This is a genomic window from Bartonella sp. CL162QHHD, assembly GCF_042195435.1.
Classification (GTDB): domain Bacteria; phylum Pseudomonadota; class Alphaproteobacteria; order Rhizobiales; family Rhizobiaceae; genus Bartonella.
Window position 1 is genome coordinate 1 of record NZ_JBHIOG010000052.1, and the last position, 3995, is coordinate 3995.

Here is a 3995-nt window from a genome sequence, read left to right on the forward strand (position 1 = left end):
CACTTGCGCAACACGGTACAAATAGCTCTCTGGCAAACCATATCGCGCTGCCGTTTGCCGTATCGCTTGATTAACAGAAGGACTAGAACGGGTCATTTCGCATACTCTATTGAAGCACTAGGACCTAACCCTTTTGCTACAGCTCTAGAAACAATCTTCAAGCCTTCATCCGTTATCACACCGGCTTTATGCCACTTCAAAGCACTTTGAATCAATTTGGCAATTTCATTGCGCTCCATTCCTTTAACGCCAAAAGTTGCTAACTTCGCTATACCGCGCTCTAGCTCTTGTCTTGCCCGTAGCGCCTCTGGAGCATTCGGGTGGAAAAATATGTTTCGTGCTAATTTTAGAGATTCAGTTGGCCAATGCAAAAAATTTGAAAAATTAATTCCATCAAAAACAGAAAACTCAGGAGTGCCTTCAAATTTGCTAAAAGCCTCTTTTGCTGCATCAGAATAGAATTGCTCCTGATCTACTGCCTTTTTAAAAGTAGAAAACCGTTCCGGTCCTATGGTCCTTTCAAGATTCTCAGACGCAAGATTTTGTTTTAAAAGTTTAGAAAATTCATTAATAGGGTCATCATTTTTTCTGAGTAAATCATCTAATGCATCTCTCATGCCCATCTGATAGGTATTATTTTGTTTTGTCCAATTCCCTTTAGAAAGATTTTCCTTAACTGCATCCCTTTCAATACTCTTTTCAAGTTTCGTGCCTAAAGCTTGTCTACCCTTCTCAAAACTATCTGCAAAATTTTTGAATTTTGCTGCACTACCACGCGCTGCTTGATAAGTAGGAGAGATTTGATCCATTATTTTTACTAAATCTTGTTTGAGGATTTCGTATCCTAAAACCTTCTGGTTATCGCCATGTTTCTTACTCTTTTCGATTAAATCATCAAGAGACTTCTTGGTTTGATCTAATAACTCTATCGTAGGTTTATAGTTTATACTGCTAAACTTTCTATTATAAAATCGTCTAGGATTTATACTGAGGGGGTGTTCCTCTAAAGTCTTAACAGCTTCTTTGAGAGCTCTTTGAAACCCTTTATTCTCAAAAAAATTATTAAGAGCTGGATAATGTTCTTTTCCTATTGGAATTTGCTTCGCTTGTTCATAGAGATGATCATGAGCCTCTTTCCCTTGCCGTTTAAGTGTCCTGCTTAAAATATCGCTATGCTGGTATGGAACAATCGTCTGCTCCATCATATCATCAAGACGTTGAACAGAACCGCCTAATCTTTTCTCATGCGCTTGTTTCAAGAGATTATAAACATCTTCATTTGTTTTAGACGCATTCCACAAAGTCTGTCGTAGTTTTTCATTAATATCTGTCAAAAATACTTCCTGAGGTTCTGAGCTAAGACGTTCCGTGATCTTTTGGGTTTTATTATCGTAAAGTTGCTTGGCAACTTCTCGCAAAGCTTTATTTGAAACCTCTTTACGAGCAGGATTAAAATAATTCCTCACGACAGGAGGTGACTTTAAAGCATTTCCTAAACTACGAACTGCCTTAGAAATACCCATACCTCCTAAAGCAGCAACCGGCGTCAAAACTGCCCCACCAACACCACCGGCTAATGCCGAATTCACCGTATCATTGTAACCTTTTCCTGCACCAGAACCATGTAAAGCTCCAGAACCTGCCCCAACAATAGCTCCCCTACCTAAACTTCCTAAAGTCGAGCCTGCTCGCAAAAAATTTAATGCGGGAATACCCAAAGATGCTAATGTTGGTAAAATCGAACCAGCAATATAAGCACCAGAAGACAACCATGGATATTTCTCTTCCAAGGCTTTTTGGTAAGCGCGTTCCTTGGCTACTCTTCTGTTATAAACCTCTACTGCTTTCTTATCACCACGCCAATAATCCGTAAAACCTGCTTCATTCGCCGCTTGTATCTCATCACTGTACCCTGCTGTAAGACCAGATGTACCATGGCTTCTAACAGCATCCCACCACGTAAGATCTTTATCATCAAATGCAAAATCTTTGAATGTTTCTTGAGTATTTGGAATATCTTGAACTGGACCAATTACTTTATATTTCCTAGCCCACTCAGGGAGACGTGATTTATCATAATCCTTAAGTTCAGGATAATTTGTTTCCTTTTGAACATCTTCAGCAATACCAATAACCTTATACTTTCTAGCCCATTCAGGAAGAAGTGACTTATCATAATTCTTAAGTTCAGACATGAAACACAACCTATTTTCTTATAGTCATTCTTTTACCATCGGCATCAATAACAATAAAATCTGCTCCTTTCGGTAAGGCTTCAATTTCTTCTGCACTTTTTACTACAGGCGCATTTGCACTATGTCCTTGCTGTGGAGCTTTAGAATGCGACTGTGAGGTAACCTTATCAACACTCTCTTGCGTTAATTCAATGCTGCTGTCTTCTAGCAATTTCAATACGTCTAATTTCATCTTAGCCAAAATCTGATGGATTTTTTTCAACCTAAACAAGAGCTCTTCATGACCCAAGTCGTACTTTATCTCTCCTAAATAGCTCTTTAAGATATCAAGCTCTCTTTCTGTAAGGTTACCAAAACCAGAAGCACCATTGCGTGAATACCGTCTCATCGTTTCTAAACGGTCAATACCTATACGGTTTTTAATGGAATCAAGCAGTGAACGCATATCACGGTGTTGAGGAACCTTAAAAGAAGCTTGCCAATCAGCAAGATTTCCCGTAGCCCAATCACCATTCTCTTCTATATAATTCATAAAACGTTCAATGTCATGGAGTGTATTACTACTGATAGCTTCACTATTTTTAAGATCTATTGTTTCTCGTAGGCGGTCCATTTCTTCTTTAGATCTAGCATCATAACCGCCGTTCACTTTTTGTAATAGAAAAGCATTCAATGCATCTTTATTCCCAGCCATGAACCGCGCCTCTTCTTCACTGTACCCTTTAGATTTTAGGTATTCGACGGTCTGATTAACCTGCCCTCTTTCCTTATCTCCTTCATTAAGATGCTTCACACCACTTGCAAGCGCATCCCACCCAGAACCGCCTGACGGTGCTGCCGACATACCTGCAAAAAGATCTTGAAGCTTTTTATAAAAATCAGACTGGACAAACTTTTCAAAACCAGTTCGAGTATCTACTGGAGAAGTTTGTGACTGTGGTGTTGAAGCTGCCTCTACTATAGGCGTAAGTTGTTTAATCTCCTGTGCATTAGGGAGTGGTGGATGATTACCAACACCAAATGGTATTTCTGCTTCAGGAACCACATAAGGTTCCTTCTTCTCATGATATACTCCATCCGGAACAATAGTTCCTATTTGAGAAGGCGCAAGAGAACCACTCTCAAACGGTTTATCAATAGAAATTGCACTAGGAGTAGCAGGACCTTGATGCTGCTGTATTACTTTCTGCAACATATTCATTTTATCAATAGGTCTCTCACCAATCTTCGGAATAACCATTCCTAATAGCTTTCGACCATAGATCTCTTCACGCTTTTGGCGTTCTCTTTCTTCTTGAACTGTAGACCATGTTCTTCTAGCACGTTGTACTGTAGGTGGGAGATGTGCACTATGTTGTATTAAACCATCTGCTCCTATTCTAGACATTCTAACTAAAGGATGTTCACCTTGATCAGGAGGAATAAAAAAACGCGAAATGTTATCGAACCAAGAACTTTTTTCCATTTCTTTCTTTCCTATACACCGAATTTTTTGCCTAAAAATGCGCCAAAAGGCTTAGAAATATCAGGAATACCCATAAAACTTGTCGCAAGACCTGCTACTGTCGCAAAATTCTTCCAAGGGTCGTTGCCTTGCATTAGAGAAGATGTGTTGTTACCTGTTGTCGTGCCGTAATTCCTTGCAAAGCCATGACCGGCGTTCATAAGCATATTCAATCTATTCCAGCCGCTATTGTCTTGTTCCAGCCAACGTTCACGATTGGCATCAACAAGGCGTTGATTGTAGTCATTAAGAACAGATGACCCCTGCAACATATTCGAATATGCGTTATTATAAGA

Annotated in this window: 2 protein-coding genes and 2 pseudogenes; all 4 read right to left on the minus strand. The window is 39.5% G+C overall.

What is annotated here, in order from left to right:
* Nucleotides 1-96, minus strand: a pseudogene (locus ACFILD_RS04910) (lytic transglycosylase); the annotation flags it as partial.
* The gene (locus ACFILD_RS04915; protein WP_375664841.1) at nucleotides 93-2195 is read right to left on the minus strand and encodes a glycine zipper family protein; all 2103 of its coding nucleotides are present in this window, start codon (nucleotides 2193-2195) and stop codon (nucleotides 93-95) included. The pseudogene ACFILD_RS04910 and the gene ACFILD_RS04915, both read right to left, overlap by 4 nt.
* 10 nt (nucleotides 2196-2205) lie before the next feature.
* Entirely contained in the window at nucleotides 2206-3660 is a 1455-nt protein-coding gene (locus ACFILD_RS04920; RefSeq protein ID WP_375662711.1) for a hypothetical protein, read from the minus strand.
* 11 nt (nucleotides 3661-3671) lie between these two features.
* Nucleotides 3672-3995, minus strand: a pseudogene (locus tag ACFILD_RS04925) (hypothetical protein); the annotation flags it as partial.